This window comes from Legionella anisa, assembly GCF_001467525.1.
GTDB classification, from domain to species: Bacteria; Pseudomonadota; Gammaproteobacteria; order Legionellales; family Legionellaceae; genus Legionella; species Legionella anisa.
In genome coordinates this window covers 59,501-80,591 of sequence record NZ_LNXS01000029.1, presented here as the reverse complement: position 1 = coordinate 80,591, position 21,091 = coordinate 59,501, and the positions used below count along the sequence as shown (strand labels likewise).

Sequence of the window (21,091 nt, the reverse complement as noted above, 5' to 3'; positions counted from 1 at the left end):
TAAAGAGGGATTATTTGTGAAAAAGTGCATACTAAGTGTTTTACTATTTTTTGCAAGTACAGGATTGCATGCTGAAACAATACAGTCTCCTGAAATACTAACGAACAAAATAGAACAACATATACGTAATGAGCTTTCTTCATATAAAGAAGGAGTAATTCGCGTTACAGCAGATAAAATTGACTCTCGTTTAAATCTCAAAGCATGTGCTGAAGATCAATTGGTGGTTTTTAATCCCTACCAATCGCCAATTTTAAATACCAGTACTATGGGAATAAAATGCCAAGAAAATGACAATCATTGGTCTTTGTACGTTCCTGTTAAAATAACTGTATTAAAAACGATCTATGTAGCAAAACGTGCTCTTATTAAAGGAACCCGACTTTCCAAAGATGATATCTACCAAACAGAAATGGATGTACAAAGATTAAATCATGGCTATTTTACTAAAAAGGATTTATTAATAGGGCAAATATGCAAACAAAATATTCCCCCAAATAGCCCGCTTAATCCGCATAATATAGAAGCAGCGAAATTGATTAATAAAGGAGAACATGTTTCTATAGTTGCTAGTGATAACAATTTGACTATAAGTATGGATGGTATTGCTTTGGAAGAAGGTTCACTGGGTGAAACCATTAAAGTACGCAATCTTTCTTCTAAAAAAATTATTGAAGCGCAGATTTCTGACTCAAAGAAAGTGAATGTTATTATTTAATAACTAGAGGTATTTATATTTCGTTAGCTTGAGCAAAAAGGACCGTTTAGCCAAGATAGTAGAAAGACAAACATACCTTTTATAATTAAAATTTACTAAAGATTTTTGCAAAATAGCCGATACATTTAGAAGTCGAACGTGATTGAGGATAAATTATGTTTAATCAAATCAGTGATGCAGTTCCTGTAAAAACTCTAGATGCAGACAATCGTTTAAAAACGAAACATCAAGAAAAAATCCAAAGTTTGATTGAGGATCCCTCATCACATGTCAATATTAGTGATACATCAAAACAATTAGAAGCTATAAAAAACTCTCTTAAGGAAGTTTCTGAAATCAATGAGGCTCGAGTTTTATATTTTAAATCTGAAATAGCACTAGGAAACTATCAGATTGATAGTGACAAAATTGCCATGAAAATGTTAAATGTAGAACCTGCATAAATTCTAAGGGCAATATTATATGGATCATAAGATAAAAACATTGAGTAACCACCTGGAACAAGAAATTAATTGGATAGAATCGCTCAATTCACTGCTGAGCGAAGAGAAAGAAATACTGACATCTCGTGAATTTAATCGACTTGAAGAATTTGCAAATAAAAAACAAGAATTATCAAGTAAGTTAGAGAAAAGTGCCAAACAGCGATTGCAACTTATTAACTATACGAATCCTAATCAAGACATGAACTTAGTTTTAACTGAGTTTCTTCAGGAGTGCAGTGTTGAGGAAACAAATCAAATCAATCAATTAAATACTAAGCTTGCTGAACTTTTAACACACTGTCGTGAATTAAATGCAGTAAATGGACAAATAATAGCCAACAACCTTTATGTTCGTCAAGAAATTGTCAATACACTGTCAGGAAATCAAGCAAATGCAATCAGTGTCTATACTTCCAATGGAACTATTCAATCAACAAAAGAGAATACACATCATCAAGAAACCTAAATCTTGAGCAAAAAGCTTATCTGGGTGACAGCGAGTAGGTCATTCGACCCAACCTACTCGTTGAAAACTAAATTAAAATATGAAAATTACTTCATGCGAAGAGCGCCATCCAAACGGATCACTTCACCATTCATCATTCCATTTTCAATAATATGCGCAACTAATGAGGCAAATTCATCGGGCTTACCAAAACGCTTGGGAAAAGTCATGGTGGCCACCAGATTATCTTGTACTTCTTGCGGCATGTTCAACAGCATTGGTGTTGCTATTAATCCGGGCGCAATGGTATTGACGCGAATGGCGAACTGAGCGAGTTCTCGCGCAGCGGGTAAGGTCATGGCCACAACACCCCCCTTAGAAGCACTATATGCTGCTTGACCAATTTGCCCCTCAAATGCTGCAATAGAGGCTGTATTAATAATAACACCTCGCTCTTGGGAATTATGTTCTAATTCCAAACTGCTCATTGCATGCGCCGCAACTCTCATCACATTGAAAGTACCAATAAGGTTTACATCAATCACTTGTTTAAAGGCGACCAGAGGCATAGCACCATCTTTCCCAACAATACGCTTAGCTGGAGCAATGCCTGCACAGTTGACACAAACTCTCGGTACTCCTAATTGTTCTATTGTTTGTTGCATCGCCTTTTCGACTGATTCATCACTAGTCACATCACAACTGATAAATAAATCAGCTCCGCTTTGGTCGTCTGCTTGCTTATCCCATACCACAACCCGCATTCCACGCTTCTGTAAGTATTGAGCACTTGCTTTTCCCATACCCGAGGCGCCGCCTGTAATCAAGGCGATTTGATTCGTAAAATTCATTATTATTCTCCATAATTTGTAGCCTGGGTGCAGCGTAGCGGAACCCGGGAATTCTATATTTGTTAACCCGGGTTTCGCTACGCTGCACCCAGGCTACAATTAACTAGCTTAAGTCAAAATGGTCTAATTTTCGAGTACCGAAGCACAGCATACATAAAGTATGTGAGCATCGGAGCGCAGAAAATCAGGACAGTTTGGCCAAGATAGTAGAAACCCAGGGCCTGTTTTCCATTTCGCTAGCTTGAGTCAAAATGGTCTGATTTTCGAGTACCGAAGCACAGCATACATAAAGTATGTGAGCATCGGAACGCAGAAAATTAGGACAGTTTGGCCAAGATAGTAGAAATGGAAACAGACCCTAAAAAAACTCCTTACTCAATTGCTTGAACTCAGCAGTCCCAGCCTTTCTTAGCCATTCGAAAAACACCATTTCTGCGGTAACCAAATTAATCCCTGCATGTTTCATTCGTTTCAATCCATATTTCATATTTTGTTCACCACGACAACTCACTGCATCGGCAACAACAAAAACATCATATCCAGCATCTTTCATTTCTAGGGCAGTTTGTAAGACACAGACATGAGTTTCAATACCTATAAGAATTAATTGTTTTTTATGAAATTGTTTTAAGCGCTCCACGTATTTAGGTTCGCCCATACAAGAAAAATTTACTTTATCAACAACACATTCTTGCTGATTAAAGTACGATTGAAATTGTTTCAAAGTTGCCCCAAGACCTTGTGGATATTGTTCACTTACCAGAATGGGAACATTAATTCGTCGAGCTAATTTTAAAAGCCATTCACAACGTGCAATAAACGCTTCACTATCTAATACGGCTGGTGTTAATTTCTCTTGTACATCAACCAATAATAAGAGTGAATCCTCTTTATTAAGTAACATCCTTATTCTCCTTGGCGAATAATTTGAACAATCTTGAATTTAAAGCAGCTAGGGCTGTTTACCTTTCAGGAGTTTGAGTCAAAAAAAATCAGGGTATAAAAACTTACAGCCCGGGTGAGATTAATCACTAACCAGGCTGTAAGTACATCGGTAGAGGAATTTTCAGTAAATCACTAAACCCCAGCGATATCAATTGTTTTCATTTTTACATCCATCTGCTTGTTATTTCGCTGAATGGATACTGTTATTTGCTCCCCAACTTTTATATCGGTAAGCATATTGTATAAAACATCATAGTTGGGAATCGCATGTCCATTCAGTGCTACTATAATATCACCTAACTCGATATGTCCCCAAGCATCTCGGTGAGTACCCCGTAAATGAGCTTTATCTGCTGGTGTATTACGTATAACATCTGCAATTAATATTCCTTTACGTATACCTAATCGATGAGCAATACTCGGAGGAACACTTTGAATACCGATTCCAGATAATACGACTCGCCCATTTTTAATAATTTGCGTCACAATACGATCAATATCATCTGCAGGGACAGCAAAACCAATTCCGGCAGACGAACCTGATTGGGAATAAATCATCGTGTTCATACCAATTAATTGTCCAGCACTATTTAATAATGGACCACCTGAATTACCGGGATTAATTGGTGTATCTGTTTGAATCATATTACGAATTGTAACCCCACCAATACCCGGAACTTTTCTACCCAAAGCAGAAATCACACCCTTAGATAAACTATGATCCAGACCAAAAGGATTACCAATCGCAATCGCCTTTTGTCCTACCATGAGATCATTAAGGTGTACTATTTCAAACGGTTTAAATTCTTTTAGCAGCGCCAATGCTTGTGGTGATTGAATCTTTAATACAGCGATATCCTTACGCGGCTCGGCTCCGACTACTTTAACAGGTACAGTCAATTTACCTATAGTAATTGCCAACTTATCAGCACCTTTAATCACGTGAAAATTGGTAACTATATATCCATTGTTATTCCAGACAATTCCAGAACCGGCCCCATCGGACACTTGCTTTTTCTGTAATGATCTTCTATTGGTTACTGTTGCTAATCTGTGCACATATACAACCTTGGGGGATGCGTCATGAAAAACGTGTACCGTATTTTGTTCATCAGGAAGAAGGGAATTTACACTTGTACTATGTCCTGGAAAAGCCAAAATAGAACAGAGCATAAAAGTAATAAACCATAAAAAACGTTGTCTTGCCATTAATATATCTCCACCAGTTAGGACCATAAGCGCGCATTCGTCCAAATGCACGCGAATTGTAATATATAATGACAAAAATGTCATCAAATGCATTAGAAGAATAATTTTCAAGCAAATGTCATTGAATGAGTTTTCTCTTGCTCTTGCTCTTTTTTCTCTTGATGAACATCATCATGCGGGTCATCTTGGTGTACTTTATTTCGTGGCGTAGTCTCCTTATGTACTAAATCCTCTTGTTTCTCTGGTACTGGATCATTTATCTCGTTTTGTATTTTATCTACGTTCGCTCGTGACACATTCTCTACTCGAGTTTGAACCAGTGAAATGCCGGGAGTTACTGATACGCCAAAAAATTGCATCAAAAATTGTATTGGCATCATGAGCATATCTTTAAAAGTTATAGTTGATGCTTCCATGCTTTTGACGGCCACAATTTCTGTATCATCGATATGACGTAAATATACTTTTTCCAAAAGTGCTGAATGCTGTTTGTACAAACTATCCAAACTAGCATTTCGTGACTTTTCCTGATTCAAAAGATATCTTTGAAAATCAGCATGCGCATCCCATAGAGAAGCCCTTCTTTCCTGTAATTCCTTGAGTTCACTATCATAGAACGCTATTTTATGGTCTATTTCTTCTCTTAATCGATCACACGCGGTTTTACGCTCAGAGGAAACTGCCCCGCTAACTATTGAGTCTGACTCTTTAACAATAACTTTGGCATAACGTTCAACCAATTCTGTTTTTGTGCGTAAAATCTCTTCTATCTTAGTATCTATATATCTAATGGCATCTTTATTCGCTCCGAGCACCTGGTAGTGAGAATCAAATCGTTTCTCATTTTGCATTTGTGCACGGATCTCCTCGAGTTCCTTTACTTCTTGAGTCAATGCCCTACTTTGTGCCTTATCATTTAACTGCTTGTCTCGGCTCAACAGGATTTGTCTTATAAATGCAGCCAAAATAACAACAGTTCCCAATGCTGCGGTACAAATAAGCGCTATACTGACTGGCTCCATAGTCAACTCCTTTAATTAGACAAATGAATCAATTGAGTATGAATTTCAATAGCAAAATACTGACTAAAAGTTTGGAGTGAATCCATCAAAGGCCATTGATCGGGCTGACTTGACATACGACTCATCGCTGCTGCAAAAATTGAAATATAGTTCTCTTTGATAAAAGGTTTTATCTCAGTTAAATTAGAAAAATTTTTCACCAAAGCAGTAGCATTTTCTTCCAGATGCGATAACTCTACTTTTTCAACAACACCAACCAAATTATCTTGGTCTTCCATAGTTTTTTTAAGCCAGTTAAGTAAAGCCACTCGAGGTTTAATGAACAATAATTGATGACTTGCTTCTATTGAAGACTCCATCGACACAATATGGTTGTGCAATTCAAATTTAAAACAGCAAAGAAAATCAAGAAAATTGGTTTCTATTTCATTGCGTGCTTTATCACCTAGCCAACGACAAATTTCATGGCGAAACATTGTTGAAAAATGCTTTTCTATTTCATCCAAAGTCGCGTCATCTGAGTTTTGTTTGTGTAATAGATATGCGGTGTTATCAATTTGTAATAATCTCAGATCCGGTAACTTTGTTTCAGGCAATTGCGAAGCAAGAAATGACAAAAAAACAGCTGTAGGTTTTAATACCACAATTTCATGTTGGTCGTAGTGCATCGATCTCTCCTTGATTTGACCTAAACCACTCACCAACAAATTACAGCGCACACCCAAATGCATTGAACCTGCAAGCTTTCTTAAGATCATCCAATTCTTATTTTCAAATTAAAAAATCTTAAAAAAACTTACATCGTCAATGCATTAAGTGAGTTTGCTACAATCTTTAGCAAATGATTTAGCTGACTTTACTCATCCTGAGTACAACAACCCTCTATTTAAAACGATAGACCATATATCGACACTTAGCGAGTCAACTTTAATTTTTCATAATATTGATAAAGTTCATAGGGCTATCTTTGCAATTATTTTTTCCATAAAAATGATACTCACGTATTAAATTCAGAGTTTATTAAGATCGCAGTGTTTAATTTATGAAGATATTGATCTACAATGCACCACCTATCAGGATTATTGCGGTTCACCATCATGCAGAGCAAATTACAAACAACTCATCAAATTGAAGAAACTCAGAAAAAACGTACTCAACTTTTATCCAAAGTCAAACAACTACCGACTAAGGAATTAAATGAATGCTTCGCATTTTGGTTAGGAAATGATCCCATTCAAGAAAAAGATCTGGAGCCGTATAAAACAGATAAGCCTTTTGTTTTTGTAGGAACTTCTATTTTTGGTGCTATTACTTTGGCCTGTGGGTTAGGAGAAAAAGTAAGCAGCGTACCGCAAGTAATTATTGTTGATTTAAGTCCACAGGTTGCAGACAGTTGGGATTTAATTAAAATCTATTTTGCTTCAAGTACTGAAACTAATCCAAAATCATTTGTCGATGGCTTTATTGATTTTTTAAAGAGTAAAAATATAAGTCAGTTTTCTATGGATATTTATGGGGATGAATCATTTCAACAAGTACATGATTTACTTATGAATCTAGTGAAGAAATATGGGTTTACACGTGTTAAAGAGATGATCAATGATGCAATCATTCTAAAGCAAAGCTGGGCGCATAAGGAAACGTTTCAACAAATTCGTGAAGTCTATGCTGATGCAAATATTTATGCTTATCCTTCTAATATTATTCATAGTATTAGGGATTTAAAAACTCAAAAGGACGTCGCACAGTGTGTTGAAATTCTGAACCCGGTTTTATCAATTCAAACGAATCTAGATAATGGAGAACCCACAAAATCTCATTTGATTGAAAATAACACTGTATCATCAATTATGAGAGCATTAGGGCCAGGTATTTTTCTTAAAGACGAGGAAAGAGTACAATTTAATAATGAGTTTTACACTACAGACCCAAGTTCATTCTTTTATCAGCCGGCCAAGAAACAAGAAATGGGACACGCTCCTGAACTCTCTGCACAAATCTAAAGATTCTGAGTACAATACTGAGGTTAAACAACGAGTACGTATCATTTAAATGGATATTAATGAACGTTACTCATTGACCTGGGACATTACTTTTTTTACAGTACGCCAACAATAAAGCATCAAAGAATTACGCGCGTGGATAAACAAAATTTGTACAAAAAAATGAGTCAACCATTACTGCAGTGGTATGCCCTTTATGGACGTAATAATCTTCCCTGGCAACTCCCTCGAACACCTTACAGAGTATGGATTTCTGAAATTATGCTTCAGCAAACTCAAGTACAAACCGTTATCCCTTATTTCGAACGTTTTATGCAACGATTTCCTACCATAAGTGCTTTGGCTCAAGCACATGATGATGAAGTACTTTCTTTATGGTCAGGACTTGGTTATTACAGCCGAGCCAGGAATCTTCATCAAACAGCAAAAATAGTGCTGCAATCCCATGGTGGTGTTTTACCCGATGATTATCAATTATTAAAAGAACTGCCAGGAATTGGCCCATCTACTGCAGCAGCCATTGTATCACAGGCTTTTAATCAACCTGTCGCTATTCTTGATGGAAATGTAAAACGCGTTTTAACACGTTTTTTCATGATTAAGGGGTATCCCGAACAAGCTCAAGTAAAAAAAACATTGTGGGAACTGGCTAACTCATGCATGCCTAACGAAAACTGCGCTGATTACACCCAAGCAATTATGGATTTAGGTGCACTGTGTTGTACCCCTAAAAATCCAAATTGCCAGAATTGCCCCTTACAGAATAATTGTCTGGCACTGAAATATGAAGAACAACATCTATATCCCACAAAAAAAGTAAAAAAACCCATACCCATTCAATACCAACAATTCCTGGTTTTATACAATGAACAAAACTCCATCTATTTAGAAAAAAGACCTCCTACAGGCTTATGGGGTGGTTTATGGTGTTTACCCAGTTTGGATGAAGAAGATTGCCCACTTGACTTTATACGCCTGAACTATGATTTATCAGGAGAAACACCACGAGAGCTAATGACTTTTAAACATCGCTTCAGTCATTTTCATTTGGAAATTAATGCACTCAGCATAAAAACTAAAGTTTTAGGTAATTCATTGTCTGAGAAACAGGGGCAGTGGTTTGTAAAAGAACAAATAAATTCTTTAGGCTTAGCTCAGCCCACCAGCAAAATATTATCATTCCATTACAATATTGATATAAAGAAATGAGTGTTCAGTGAGATAGCTTTTAATCTGGAAATCATGTGTTACCCCAACTTCAAAGCTGTCAAAAACACCGCGTTTTTCCCCTGGTTTAAGATAAATCGAATGGATCAATACTTGAACAGCTGGTGGTTATATGAAATACTTTACAAAGTAAATATCATTATGAATAAATTTAATACAACTATTTTGGGAAGTGTGAATGCCTGGTCATCCTATTTTTAAACATACTAAAAGCTTCTGGGATAATGAAGAATCAGGATTTTTTCATTATTTTAATGAAGCTTTTTTTGCAAAACAGGCAGAAAAAGCTTTAGAGCGTTTTAAGAATAAGACAGAAGCTAAAATACGTAAAGACGAAAGACATTCGTTCATGTCAGGTTCAGACAAAGAACGCTACATACAAAAGAGGCTAAATAGGGAATTAAAGGAACAAGCAAATAATCCCAATATTAGCGGAATTGGTCCTTATAAATTACATATTTCATTATCGCCTGACAGCTATACACCTAAATTAAGAGATCAAATTACAAACATCATTCTTAAATACCCAGGCGCAGTCCGCGATTTTAAATACGTTGATGCTCTACGACTTCAAGCTGGATTAGATCAGCTAAACGAGTTTAATGATGCTCTAACTCAACTTAAGAGCAAGGTAAAGAAGGGCGGCCAGCTTATAGAGGAGAATGATAAGCAAATATTTACAGCGATTAAACGGAGCTTCGAAAGTCATCTTGATCCTCGAGATCGGTGGGCAACATGGAGAACTGTAACCCGTGAACATATTGACGAACTTGATAAATTAGTTAGAAAAGAACTAGAAAAACAGAAAAAAGCGCATGAGCGTTTTTTATCCTCTGATCAATTTACTCTCTATATACCCACAACACCCAATAAACAAGAAATACTTCGCATGTGCCAAGAGATCCATGCCTTGCTTATAGAATCTGAAGCTCAACCAGGAGGAAGAGCCCCAACTGAAGTAGGACTAGGACAATTTATTAATTTTCGCCAAGAGCTTTTTCTCGAGGATTATCGAAACTTAAGTAAAGATCCGTCACGATATGAATATGCCAGAATTTCTGCTCATGAAAAAGATGCAGAAAAAGTAGAGAAAATTCAAAGTGAAATGACACAATGTGAGCTCTATCAATACTTGCATTCCAAGTTTAATACCCCCCTCCCCACCAATAAATGGCAAGCAAAATGGGAGAGGGCTTCGGGAACAACATTCGATAAGGCCTGTGCTTTACTTTTGGATTACTCCTGTTCACATGCCTCAAATGACGGAGTTAAGACTTCTTATTGGGGAGGTTCTATTGGACGCTTCTTTTCGGGCAGATGGGGTACTCACCACGGTGATGCGGTGCAGAATGCTTTAAATCGTTGTAATAATCTACGGGAAGAAGAACAGACACTCGCCAATTTATTGACTGCAATTCAAGAGGAACTTGGCGTAGAATCAACTGATATTAATCCAGTTGGTGATCTTAGAAGCATTTTGACAGTTATTTGGGATAACACCCATTATGGCCAAGAAATAGACTCTGATCTTGGACGAGAACGCACGTTAAGCTCTTCTCAAACAATCTTATAATATTAGGGAAATTGATCCGTGTTTTATAAACCTGGTTTTCGCAATCAGTTCATTTAACTTAATGAACCACCGCTAGCTAATATTTGAATCGCTACTTTTGCATCGGGTTGCCCTAAATTAGCAGCAGCATTGATCCAAAACCACGCTTTTTTCCGATCTTCTACTACTCCTTTGCCATAATAATACATATAACCCACAGCATATTGCGCATCAGGCTGACCTTTCTGAGCTAATGGTTTTAAGCGAATAAAAGCCCTACGGTACTCTTCAACTCTAAAACTATCAATCCCTTCACGCAAATTCCTTGCGTTGGTAACAGCACATCCAGCAAGAGAAGAAATAAAAATTATAACGATTAATAGGTTAAATAAGCGTTTCATAAATTTTTATCCCCTTCCAAAGGCTTTGCTACTGGTTCAAAGATTAATTCATTTTTGGGTAAACTTAAACTCTCTAAATTACCATTACGTTCAACCAAAATCCCAGCAGCCATAATACGTTTGATCACAGCACCACCAGGTATCGTATCACCTAATTTATAAGTGCTTTCCTCTCCATCCGCAGAACGAATAATTACTTGGGACTCTTCTATCTTATTAGCAAATAAGATCCCTACTAAAGTAACATTCAACATGGATTTTTTAATACTGGATAAATTGTTTGAAACATAAACCCCAAACAAAGAAGAGTGTAAAATCGCATCAAAGGAATTTTGTTGTGCTATCACCGGTATCTCTTTTGTGGTTTCAAGTACCGTTTGGTGAGTTACAGGGGAAAAGATTAACGTAGCGTATTCTGCAATAATCAGTATGGAAAACAATGAAATCAAGGCAATAATAATCCATTGTGCGTATTTTGCTGAAAATAAAGCATGAAGATCAAATTTCATTGTCAAAACGACCCCTGACACATTAATTGCCTGTAAATGAAAACTTCGCTATACCCTGGATAAACCCCGCAAAAGTAGAACTTGCCTTATACATAGAACCCCCACTAGAATATCCTACATAACCCACTCTGAAAAGATCACTTTTTAATATAATGGTAGAAAGTAATCGACATAAAAAATTCACAGCCTTAAGGATAGTCCAATGAAAAAGCATCATTTTGAAACACGAGCCATTCATGCTGGCCAGGAACCATGTCCAAGTACCGGTGCGGTTATGACCCCTATCTATGCAACATCTACCTACAAACAAATTGCTCCAGGGGAACATCTTGGCTATGAGTACTCTCGTACACAGAATCCTACTCGTGGAGCTTATGAAGGATGTATCGCCAGTTTGGAATCAGGTGAACGTGGTTTTGCTTTTGCTTCTGGAATGGCTGCAATCAACACAGTCATTGATTTATTAGATGCAGGAGATCATGTTGTTGCCATGGATGATCTTTATGGAGGCACATTTCGTTTATTTGATAAGGTCAAAACACGTACATCTGGATTATCTTTTTCTTTCGTAGACATGTCTGATACGCGTAATATAGAAGCTGCGATTACCCCAAAAACCCGCATGCTCTGGGTAGAAACACCTTCAAATCCCATGTTAAAACTGGCTAATTTACGTGAAATAGCAGTGATAGCAAAACGACATAATCTCATAGCAGTTGCAGACAACACTTTTGCGACCCCCTGGATCCAGAAACCTATAGAATTAGGATTTGATATCGTATTGCACTCAGCAACTAAATACCTTAATGGTCATTCAGACGTAGTCAGTGGGGTCGTAGTTGTTGGTGATAATCCTAATTTAGCGGATAAAATTGCTTTCCTGCATAACTCCTGTGGCGGAATTGCAGGTCCATTTGATAGTTTTCTCGTTTTAAGAAGTTTGAAAACCCTGTCATTGCGTATGGAAAGACATTGCGAAAATGCACATCATTTAGCAAATTGGTTGAGTACGCAGTCCAGAGTAAAAAAAGTCATTTATCCAGGCCTTAGAAGCCATCCCCAACATGAATTAGCTAAAGAACAAATGCATGGGTTTGGTGGCATGATTTCCATGGTACTTGATGGTGGTATTGATGCAGCCAAACGTTTTCTTGCACGTTGTGAATTGTTTACGCTCGCCGAAAGTTTAGGTGGTGTAGAAAGTTTGATAGAGCATCCAGCAATTATGACTCATGCGTCGATACCTCCAGAAAAGCGTAAGGCTTTGGGTATAGAGGATGGATTTATTCGACTCTCTGTAGGCATAGAACATGTGAAAGATTTACAAGCTGATCTGGAATATGCACTTGCATATTAAAGCTAGGATGCATTTGGGTAGGCCTGGGCGCAGCGCAGCAGAACCCGGCTTCAACTGATTAAGAACTCCCGGGCTGCGCTGCACCCAGGCTACAAAATATAGGAAAAATTGATGCAGACTTTACAAACTCTAATTGAACACGCTTTTGAACAACGCCAAACATTATCAATTGATAATGCATCACCCGAACTTATTGCGGCGGTGAATGAAGTACTTTCTTGTTTGGATAACGGACAGTATCGGGTTGCTGAAAAAATAAATAATGAATGGGTAGTTCATCAATGGATAAAAAAAGCAGTTCTTTTATCATTTAGACTTTATCCCAATCAAGTGATTGATTCAGGGTTTTGTCAGTTTTATGACAAAGTACCTCTCAAATACAATAACTATACTGAAGAACAATTCAAACAAACAGGGGTACGCGTAGTGCCTCATGCCATGGTTCGTAAAGGGGCTTATATTGCAAAAAACTGCGTTTTAATGCCCTCTTATGTCAATGTGGGTGCATATATTGATGAGGGAGTTATGGTTGATACCTGGGCAACTGTGGGCTCTTGTGCTCAAATCGGTAAAAACGTGCACCTTTCAGGTGGAGTAGGTATAGGTGGTGTTTTGGAGCCATTACAAGCCAACCCCACAATTATCGAGGACAATTGTTTTATCGGTGCTCGCTCAGAAGTCGTCGAAGGAGTGATCGTAGAGCGAAATTCCGTATTGTCTATGGGTGTCTACTTAGGGCAAAGCACCAAAATATATAATCGACTCACTGGAGAAATTACTTATGGGCGTATCCCAGCAGGGTCAGTGGTAGTCGCTGGTAGCCTGCCCAGCGAAGACAAAAGCTACAGCTTGTATTGTGCAGTCATTGTGAAGCAGGTAGATGAAAAAACAAGAGCAAAAGTAAGCATTAATGAACTATTGAGAGCGAGTTAGCATGACTGGGCCGAAAAATAGAGTACCCCCCAATTTAGAGGCAGGCTTGCAAGAAATCGTAACAAAACTAGTTCGTTTTCCCTCGATTACACCTGAAGATGCAGACTGCCAAGAGTTTATGATCCATTTTTTGGAACAAGCAGGATTTACCTGCCAACGTATGAATAAAGGACCTGTTTCCAACTTCTTTGCTTCTTATGGAGAATCAGGCCCTTTGCTTGTATTTGCGGGCCATACGGATGTGGTTCCTGTGGGCGACGTAACAAAATGGTTGTCTGATCCTTTTATAGTAGAAAATAAAAATGGGATGCTCTTTGGACGTGGTGTTGCTGACATGAAAGGTAGTCTTGCGTGCATGCTGCTTATGGCGCAACGATTTGTATACACTTATCCTAAATTTCAGGGAAGATTAGGTTTTCTTATTACCAGTGGGGAGGAAGGTAATGATTATGATATGGGCACGCCTCATGTCATGCAACTCCTGGAGAATCAAGGCATTCACATTGATTATTGCATTGTCGGGGAACCATCAAGCACTCATAGCGTTGGTGATGTGATCAAAATTGGCAGGCGTGGTTCATTGAGTGCCCAAATTACCTTACATGGAAAACAAGGGCATGTTGCCTACCCGCATTTAGCGGACAACCCAATACATAAAATAAGTCCCGCACTAGTAAAGCTGACCACAACGCTCTGGGATCAGGGTAACCATCATTTTCCGCCAACATCCATGCAAATTACCCACCTCCAATCAGGAGGCCATGCTCCAAATATAATTCCTGGAGAACTGATTTTACATCTAAATTTTAGATACTCAACAGAACACACACACCACTCGTTGAAAGAAAAAGTTATTGCTACGTTTCAAGAGCATGATCTGGATCCTATTATTGAATGGCGTCTAAGTGGTGAGCCTTTCTTGACATCTCACGGTACCTTACTGGAACGCTGTAAGGAAGCAATCCTCGAACTCACTGGAAATTCACCGGAACTTTCTACCAGCGGCGGAACATCTGATGGTCGCTTTATTGCACCTTACGGTGTTGAAGTAGTAGAGCTTGGCCCTGTTAATGCCACAATTCATCAAGTGAATGAATGTGTTTCCTTACGCGATCTCTGCCAATTAGAAATTCTATATTTTTCAATTTGTGAAAAATTATTAATCAATTAATTAATGGTATAGGGTCTGTTTACATTTCGCTAGCTTGAGTCAAAATCGTATGATTTTGGCCAAGATAGTAGAAATATAAACAGACCCTAGTCTATACTTTGAGAAAGGCAGTTGAATTTATTGCAATTTTGTAGCTTTGTAGCCTGGGTGCAGCGAAGCGAAACCCAGGTTTCGTAAATAAATTCCTGGGTTTCGCTCGCTGCACCCAGGCTACGGTTTTTATAGGACGATACTATAAAAAAGGAGACGAGCATGAAAGGTTGCAAATTAAGCCCTGTGGCTCTAGGCCTTGCACTTGGGGTTCTGTGGGGGATATCTATTTTAATAATAGGATTGATTGCTTACTATTATGCCTATGGACATGGTTTTGTAACAGCTGTAGGTAGTTTATATCCTGGATATAAGCCTTCGATAATGGGAAGTTTATTGGGAGGTGTTATAGGCTTCATTGATGCATTCATCACAGGCTTTCTGATAGGCTGGTTATACAACCTATTTAGTTGCTGCAAATGCGTCTGTTGTGATAAGAAAAAGGATGTGGAACTACACGATGTAGAAGTAAAAAAGGAAAAGAAAGTAAAAAAGGATAAGGAAGTAAAATAGTAGGCGTGTAGGCTGGTGCCGAACGTGTGCAACCCAACAACGGAAATTGAAAGATCCATGTTGGGCTGCACTAGCCTTAGCCCAGCTTGTGTCTTGAAAATATGATTTAATAGTAGCTCATCTTATCTTTGGGGTGCTTAAAAATAAACAACCTTTTTAATCAACATTTAGTTTGCTTATAAAGACAGCTTCTACGCTTGCTGATTAGCTCCAATGAGCAAAAGCAACAATTCATCAAATAACTCGCATGCTATAATTATTAAAGAGTTTCTATTAAGTTAAAATTATGTATTCTTCAGACTCTAATGATAATCAACTCACAGATGAAACAGCTGAAGAGCCCATGTTTACTTCAGAAAGTGGCTATTTATATAAAATATCAGAAATTCTCGATTACCTTCAGGGACAGGGCTTAGATTTTCAAGCGGATTGGATGGGAGTTTTCCCTGAAAATGGACTTTTAGTTGATTTTAAAAATGTATCAAAAAAGCATCCTAGACTATTTACAAAAAAGGATGTTGAACGATTATTACAAAACGATTTAGTTAAAGAGTGTTATCAAAAAATTGAAGGTGAAGGCCGTTTCCGCACAAGGACATTTGCAGCAAATGCACAAGAACTCAGCACCGCTTGTTTGCAAATCCAACAAGATACTATGGAGTTACTTGTTAATGTAGTAGAAGCTGCAGACAAAATTCTTGATCGCCCCGAATCTTTAGATCAAAACCAAGTGACGAGAATATTGGGACCTAGTATTGCAGCACTGTATGAGCATTTAACAAAAGATCCATCATCATTTCCAGAACACGAAAAAGAAAATCGCGATGCGGAAAGAAAACTCCTTGCTCTCCTGACCTCAAAAGAAAATTATGCATTAACAAAATATTCAAAAACCTCTATTCGTAAAGATTTGCTTCGTGATATTCGAGAAATTCACTTAGAGGGTAGATGTGCAAGTGGTTTTAAAAAAAATTTAACATCTTTTGTGTATTTACTACAAAGCCGTCAATTGATGTCTAGTATAAAAATATTAGCTGCAAAACAAGAAGTCGAACCTGTAAAAAATCAAAAAACCACTCATGCTATCGAAGCCGTTGGCTTTTTTAAAGGAACCCCTCCTGCTCGTTTAAAAGATATTTATGAGGCAGATCAGAAAGAACGACGATCAGGAAATATACCTAAAAATAAGGTTATGTCGGAAAGGATCAAACTAGTAAAAGAAATTATGAAAAAAAATAAGAACCCAGAAGGCGCAGATTATTATTACGCCGCAATGATTCTTTACTCGAGTCATTCGGCAAAAAATAATAAAAAAGCATATGTATATGCTAAAAGAGCGCTAAACTTTAAACCTGATGATCCACAAGCAATGGATGTAAGACTTTTAATGGCTTCATCCTTTGACAAGTGGAAATTGAATGATAATCCTCCAAAGGCACAAAAGTATGGCACCCAGATGGTACAAGAAGAGGATACTGAAACGGAATTAAAAATAGGTACTATTATCCCTCCTTATGAAGGATTTACTTATGATAAAAATCAAATCAATGCCGAACGATTAAAAATTGGGCTTCCTCAACTTGAAGACAAGGAAGTTGATTTGGAATCAGAACTATCTAAAAAAACACTTTAGCCTAGAGACTACCTTTAAATATGGATTATGCAGTATTTGGAAAGCTAGTCTCATTGCAGCTAGTAATGCTAACCATCATTAATCCGAAGATATAATTCAGTTGCCACTTAATTATTCGCAATAGGGTGTAAACGGTTGGTTTGAGTATAACGAAACGGGGAACCCGGGTTTCGCTTCGCTACACCCAGGCTACATCAATCTAAGTGATTAGTTTACAACATGCCATGTACCATCTGGCTGACGGCATGCACTACCACGTAATGTTTGTGGTCTTCCATCAATGATTGCCTTAGTTAGATACTCACGGCAAGGCAAACGCTCACGATAATAAGTACGAGTAGGTTGTACTGTATAACTATTTCCGGTGTCTGGATTTGACCAATGTACTGATTTGCCTGTGGGTGCAGTTTCTAAGGCACGTTGCATTTCCATTCTATCCACTTTATCCATATATTTACCAATTTGACCACCTAAATAAGCACCAGCAATAGCACCACCTGCTGTTGCAGCCAATTTAGCTGCAGGGCCACCACCAAATTGACTTCCAATCAATCCGCCGATAACTCCACCTGAGATAGTACCTACGTCTTGATGATTCATTGATGCACAACCAACTAATAATAAAGACAATGATGCAACAGCTATTTTTTTCATAACATATCACCCAATTAAAAGGTTATAGAAATCGGTTGTAATTCTAACATCACGCTCAGTTATTATCCATAGTTAAGAACAGCTATATTTTGTAGCCTGGGTGCAGCGAAGCGAAACCCGGGAATTCTAAATCAGTAAAACCCGGGTTCCGCTTCGCTGCACCCAGGCTACATAATTATGTTCTTAACCGTGACGCACTCGCTCAGAAATCTGACATAATAATTCATAACCCGTAGTTCCTGCTGCGTGTGCGATTCGCTCAACTAAAATATGTGTCCCCCAAAGCTCAACAGGCGCTCCAGGTTTTACTTCCGGATGATCTGTTAAGTCTACAGCAAGCATATCCATTGATACTCGCCCTACAATAGGAACCTCTTTGCCTTGAACCCAAACTGGAGTGTTTGCTGCAATATGCCGTGGATAACCATCACCATAACCCGCAGCAACAATACCGATAATGGAAGACTTTTCACTTTTCCAAATACCACTATACCCAACTTGCGCCAAAGGCGGATTATGATGAACTGCACTAATTGCTGAAACAAAACGCATTACCGGAAGTAAACCCAAATCAATTGCAGTCTGATCGGCAAAAGGTGATACTCCATAAAGCATAATACCAGGTCTGACAACATCCATATGAGTTTGCGGAAAAGAAATAATGGCAGCTGAGTTGGCAATACTGCGTTGACTAAACCCAGAAGTAGAAATGCTCTCAAACAAAGTAATTTGCTGAAAATTTTCGATGCGTTCAGGCTCATCCGCACATGCTAAATGGGTCATCAAACCGATCTCTTTATCCACCCAAGGACAAGATTGCAATGCATCCATCACACCTTGCAGTTCATGAGTCTTAAAACCCAAGCGATGCATACCTGTATTTACTTTAACCCAGAGTTTAATCGGCGTATCTAGAGGGGTATTTAAAAGCCACTGTACCTGATGTGGTTGATGAATAACACATCCAAATTGATGCTGTGCTACCACCTTAAATTCATCAGGGCTAAATATACCTTGAAAAAGAATACAATGAGTCCGTATTCCTATTTTACGAAGTACCAGGGCTTCCTCAATACACGCTACACCAAAAGCATCTACGTGTCCTTCCAATATTGGTGCTACAATATGCACACCACAACCATAGGCATTAGCCTTAACCATAGCAATTATTTTCTTGCCTGGAGCAAAATGTCTTATTCGCGTTAAGTTGTGATGCAAAGCGCTTGGCTCTATCACCAGTTTGGTAGGTCTGGACACCTTAATCTACCCCTTGATAACCATTATAAGCTAAATCTTCAAAACGAGTGTATTTACCAATAAAGGCTACACGAACCTTACCAATTGGACCATTTCTTTGCTTGGCCACAATGATTTCTGCTGTTCCTTTATCAGGACTATCTTCATTATAGACTTCATCCCGATAAATAAAGCAAATTAAATCAGCATCTTGCTCAATCGCACCCGATTCACGCAAATCAGACATAACAGGACGTTTATCTGCGCGTTGTTCCAAACTTCGGTTCAACTGGGATAAAGCAATGACTGGTACCTGTAGTTCTTTTGCAAGCGATTTAAGACTGCGTGAAATTTCAGATATTTCTGCCGTTCTATTATCCGCTGAAAACCCAGGCACTTTCATTAATTGCAAATAGTCTACCACAATTAGCCCCAAGTTACCTTGCTCCTTGGCTAAACGCCTGGCTCGTGCACGCATTTCACCTGGACTTAAAGCGGGTGTATCATCTATAAATAAAGGGGCGTCAGAAAGCATATGTACTGCTGAGGTCACACGAGGCCAATCATCATCATCCAGTTTACCCGTTCTAATCTTATGCTGATCAATGCGCCCTAAAGAAGACATCATTCTCATTGCCAAAGAATCTGCCGGCATCTCCATAGAAAAAGCAAGTACGGGTTTTCCAGATTTAATCGCGGCATGTTCTGCCATATTCATAACCAGAGTCGTTTTACCCATAGAAGGACGACCAGCAACAATAATTAAATCGGAAGGCTGCAATCCTGAGGTCATTTCATCCAAATCAGACAAACCTGTAGCAAGCCCGGTAATTGCATCACCATTATGATAAAGTGCATCAATTTTTTCTACCGCACGAACTAAAATTGATTTTATATTCTGAGGCCCGCCATCACCACCTGTTTGCTCACCTATAGCAAACACTTTAGTTTCTGCCATATCAAGAAGCTCAGGCACTTGCCTGCCTCCAGGATTATATGCTGAATCAGCAATTTCGGTAGCTACAGTAATAAGCTGTCTCTGTACTGATTTTTCACGAACTATATCGGCATAAGCAGATACGTTAGCAACACTGGGGGTGTTATTAGCCAATTCGAACAAATAGGCTTCCCCACCCACATCATCCAATTCGTTATAAGACTTTAAGGCATCAAGCAAAGTCACTACATCAAAAGGTTGATCTTTTTTTACTAAATTGGAGATTGTTCGAAATAAAATTCGATGCTCAGTGCGATAGAAATCGGTTTCACATAATTTATTACTGACTTTATCCCAAACCTGATTGTCCAACATTAATCCACCAATAATGGATTGCTCCGCTTCCACTGAATGGGGGGGGCGTTTTAATGGATCAACCGTTTTTTTGGAGTTTTGCAGATCATACATGGTCGTGATGCAATGAGAAATTTGGAACGAGGTCTATTGTAATGTTCTTTTACATAGATGTCATCCCGAACAAAGCTGTTCGGGATGAATTTTGTTGATAAGCTATTGTTTTTTCCAAACTTGAGTACGTCCTAATAAAGAAATCCCCAGATATCCTCGGACTAAAAGTTTATTGCCCTTATCAGTGATTTTGGCACGATAGATTTTCCCTGACTTGGGATCTAAAATAGAGCCACCGCCCCACTCGTTATCTCCTTCCTTCTTCAAGCCCCACATAAAAGTCAATCCTTCAACCTTCTTTCCTTTAAACATACCAGGACAATTCTGGCAAATTCCAGTATCACCAGGTTGCGGAAATACCTTATTAATCACTGCACTTAAAGTACCTCCGGATTCACTAATGGTGACAACAGCTCTTTTCTTACCTGTTTTATCATCAATAGTCACCCAGGTACCTACTGGCGATGCGGCAAGTGCTGCAGGTAAATAAAACATAGCAACAAAAAAACCACAAGCTAGCTTCCATAAGTTCATAATTTTCTCCATGTTTACAATCATTTAATAGCTTATGCTATGATTGAAAACTATGCTAGTTTTAATGAAGTAAATTTTAAAAATAAATGTTTAGCTTGGAATGAATCAAGCTTGTAGCCTGGGTGCAGCGCAGCGGAACCCGGGATTAAGAAATCCATTTATATCCCGGGTTCCGCTGCGCTGCACCCAGGCTACAAG

22 protein-coding genes are annotated in these 21,091 nt (G+C 38.3%); 11 read left to right on the top strand and 11 right to left on the bottom strand.

Annotated elements, in window-relative coordinates; genetic code table 11:
• Nucleotides 1-16: 16 nt before the first annotated feature.
• The 3 genes from flgA (at nt 17) to Lani_RS09560 (ending at nt 1,669) form a co-directional block, all read left to right on the top strand.
• Nucleotides 17-718, top strand: coding sequence for a flagellar basal body P-ring formation chaperone FlgA (gene flgA, locus Lani_RS09570; RefSeq protein WP_019233731.1), 702 nt, complete (start codon nt 17-19; stop codon nt 716-718).
• 155 nt (nt 719-873) lie between these two features.
• Nucleotides 874-1,161 (top strand): flagellar biosynthesis anti-sigma factor FlgM, encoded by a 288-nt coding sequence (flgM, locus tag Lani_RS09565; RefSeq protein ID WP_019233732.1) that lies wholly within the window; start codon nt 874-876, stop codon nt 1,159-1,161.
• Between the two features lie 19 nt (nt 1,162-1,180).
• On the top strand, nt 1,181-1,669 hold the full coding sequence (locus Lani_RS09560; RefSeq protein WP_019233733.1) for a flagella synthesis protein FlgN: 489 nt from the start codon (nt 1,181-1,183) through the stop codon (nt 1,667-1,669).
• 86 nt (nt 1,670-1,755) lie between these two features.
• On the opposite strand, the gene Lani_RS09555 is transcribed toward Lani_RS09560, so the two are convergent.
• The 5 genes from Lani_RS09555 to Lani_RS09535 form a co-directional block, all read right to left on the bottom strand.
• Entirely contained in the window at nt 1,756-2,499 is a 744-nt protein-coding gene (locus Lani_RS09555; protein WP_019233734.1) for an SDR family NAD(P)-dependent oxidoreductase, read from the bottom strand.
• Nucleotides 2,500-2,857: 358 nt separating this feature from the next.
• A complete protein-coding gene (locus Lani_RS09550) occupies nt 2,858-3,403 on the bottom strand; it encodes a hydrolase (RefSeq protein WP_019233735.1) in 546 nt (181 codons plus the stop codon).
• A 173-nt stretch (nt 3,404-3,576) separates the two neighbouring features.
• On the bottom strand, nt 3,577-4,653 hold the full coding sequence (locus Lani_RS09545; protein ID WP_019233736.1) for a S1C family serine protease: 1,077 nt from the start codon (nt 4,651-4,653) through the stop codon (nt 3,577-3,579).
• A gap of 107 nt (nt 4,654-4,760) precedes the next feature.
• The gene (locus Lani_RS09540) at nt 4,761-5,675 is read right to left on the bottom strand and encodes an AAA family ATPase (RefSeq protein WP_019233737.1); all 915 of its coding nucleotides are present in this window, start codon (nt 5,673-5,675) and stop codon (nt 4,761-4,763) included.
• A gap of 11 nt (nt 5,676-5,686) precedes the next feature.
• The gene (locus tag Lani_RS09535; RefSeq protein ID WP_019233738.1) at nt 5,687-6,343 is read right to left on the bottom strand and encodes a hypothetical protein; all 657 of its coding nucleotides are present in this window, start codon (nt 6,341-6,343) and stop codon (nt 5,687-5,689) included.
• Nucleotides 6,344-6,772: 429 nt separating this feature from the next.
• Between Lani_RS09535 and Lani_RS09530 the strand changes: the two genes are divergently transcribed.
• From Lani_RS09530 to Lani_RS09520, 3 genes are all read left to right on the top strand, one after another.
• Nucleotides 6,773-7,678, top strand: coding sequence for a hypothetical protein (locus Lani_RS09530; protein WP_019233739.1), 906 nt, complete (start codon nt 6,773-6,775; stop codon nt 7,676-7,678).
• Nucleotides 7,679-7,813: 135 nt separating this feature from the next.
• The gene (gene mutY / locus Lani_RS09525) at nt 7,814-8,887 is read left to right on the top strand and encodes an A/G-specific adenine glycosylase (protein ID WP_223499411.1); all 1,074 of its coding nucleotides are present in this window, start codon (nt 7,814-7,816) and stop codon (nt 8,885-8,887) included.
• A gap of 196 nt (nt 8,888-9,083) precedes the next feature.
• Nucleotides 9,084-10,478, top strand: coding sequence for a hypothetical protein (locus Lani_RS09520; protein WP_019233740.1), 1,395 nt, complete (start codon nt 9,084-9,086; stop codon nt 10,476-10,478).
• A 53-nt stretch (nt 10,479-10,531) separates the two neighbouring features.
• On the opposite strand, the gene Lani_RS09515 is transcribed toward Lani_RS09520, so the two are convergent.
• On the bottom strand, nt 10,532-10,858 hold the full coding sequence (locus Lani_RS09515; RefSeq protein ID WP_019233741.1) for a tetratricopeptide repeat protein: 327 nt from the start codon (nt 10,856-10,858) through the stop codon (nt 10,532-10,534).
• Nucleotides 10,855-11,367, bottom strand: coding sequence for a type II secretion system protein N (locus tag Lani_RS09510; RefSeq protein WP_019233742.1), 513 nt, complete (start codon nt 11,365-11,367; stop codon nt 10,855-10,857). Before Lani_RS09510 ends, Lani_RS09515 begins: the two co-directional genes overlap by 4 nt.
• Before the next feature lie 202 nt (nt 11,368-11,569).
• On the opposite strand from Lani_RS09510, the gene Lani_RS09505 reads away from it, so the two are divergent.
• The 5 genes from Lani_RS09505 to Lani_RS09485 all read left to right on the top strand — a co-directional run bounded on the left by Lani_RS09505 (nt 11,570) and on the right by Lani_RS09485 (nt 17,064).
• Nucleotides 11,570-12,724 (top strand): trans-sulfuration enzyme family protein, encoded by a 1,155-nt coding sequence (locus tag Lani_RS09505; RefSeq protein WP_019233743.1) that lies wholly within the window; start codon nt 11,570-11,572, stop codon nt 12,722-12,724.
• A gap of 111 nt (nt 12,725-12,835) precedes the next feature.
• Nucleotides 12,836-13,657: a 2,3,4,5-tetrahydropyridine-2,6-dicarboxylate N-succinyltransferase gene (gene dapD, locus Lani_RS09500; RefSeq protein WP_019233744.1), complete on the top strand. Its 822-nt coding sequence runs from the start codon at nt 12,836-12,838 to the stop codon at nt 13,655-13,657.
• 1 nt (nt 13,658) lies between these two features.
• Nucleotides 13,659-14,828, top strand: coding sequence for a succinyl-diaminopimelate desuccinylase (gene dapE, locus Lani_RS09495; protein ID WP_019233745.1), 1,170 nt, complete (start codon nt 13,659-13,661; stop codon nt 14,826-14,828).
• A 252-nt stretch (nt 14,829-15,080) separates the two neighbouring features.
• Nucleotides 15,081-15,431 carry a bacteriophage holin gene (locus Lani_RS09490; RefSeq protein ID WP_019233746.1) on the top strand — a complete coding sequence of 117 codons (351 nt, stop codon included), beginning with the start codon at nt 15,081-15,083 and terminating at the stop codon, nt 15,429-15,431.
• Nucleotides 15,432-15,717: 286 nt separating this feature from the next.
• Entirely contained in the window at nt 15,718-17,064 is a 1,347-nt protein-coding gene (locus Lani_RS09485) for a hypothetical protein (protein ID WP_058388521.1), read from the top strand.
• A 207-nt stretch (nt 17,065-17,271) separates the two neighbouring features.
• Here Lani_RS09485 and Lani_RS09480 read toward each other — a convergent pair whose 3' ends face one another.
• From Lani_RS09480 to Lani_RS09465, 4 genes are all read right to left on the bottom strand, one after another.
• Nucleotides 17,272-17,718, bottom strand: coding sequence for an RT0821/Lpp0805 family surface protein (locus tag Lani_RS09480; RefSeq protein WP_019233749.1), 447 nt, complete (start codon nt 17,716-17,718; stop codon nt 17,272-17,274).
• 183 nt (nt 17,719-17,901) lie between these two features.
• Nucleotides 17,902-18,975, bottom strand: a complete 1,074-nt coding sequence (alr, locus tag Lani_RS09475; protein ID WP_019233750.1) for an alanine racemase — start codon at nt 18,973-18,975, stop codon at nt 17,902-17,904.
• A gap of 1 nt (nt 18,976) precedes the next feature.
• Nucleotides 18,977-20,359: a replicative DNA helicase gene (dnaB, locus tag Lani_RS09470; protein ID WP_058388520.1), complete on the bottom strand. Its 1,383-nt coding sequence runs from the start codon at nt 20,357-20,359 to the stop codon at nt 18,977-18,979.
• A gap of 102 nt (nt 20,360-20,461) precedes the next feature.
• Nucleotides 20,462-20,893 (bottom strand): DUF2147 domain-containing protein, encoded by a 432-nt coding sequence (locus Lani_RS09465; protein ID WP_019233752.1) that lies wholly within the window; start codon nt 20,891-20,893, stop codon nt 20,462-20,464.
• Nucleotides 20,894-21,091 lie beyond the last annotated feature (198 nt).